The sequence below is a fragment of the Affinundibacterium seohonense genome, assembly GCF_014284305.1.
GTDB lineage: Bacteria > Pseudomonadota > Gammaproteobacteria > Burkholderiales > Burkholderiaceae_D > Undibacterium > Undibacterium seohonense.
Genome location: NZ_JACOFW010000112.1, coordinates 1 through 273, shown reverse-complemented (window position 1 = coordinate 273; position 273 = coordinate 1). Strand labels below are relative to the sequence as shown.

Genomic DNA, 273 nt, shown 5'->3' with positions numbered 1-273 from the left:
TGGTCGAAGGCAATGATCTGGTCTACACCGTCAGCTTAAGCGCAACCACAACTGTGGCGTCCACTTATGCTTACAACTTAGGCGGTGGTACAGCAACAGCCGGTGCCGATTACAACAGCACAGCCACGTTCAGTAATGGTGTGACCTTAGTCGGTGGCAGCCTGATCGTTCCAGCCGGCGTTAGTACCTTCACGGTCACCGTCGCCACAATCAATGACGCCATCGTCGATTCCGCGTCCCCAGAATCCTTACCATTGGTGATCGGTGGTGTAA

The 273-nt window shown here is 54.2% G+C and carries 1 protein-coding gene; it reads left to right on the top strand.

Features of this window, described 5'->3' with window-relative positions; translation table 11 throughout:
• Positions 1–273 (top strand): hypothetical protein (locus tag H8K52_RS20770; protein ID WP_186924810.1); only part of this gene is annotated, 273 nt, incomplete at both ends.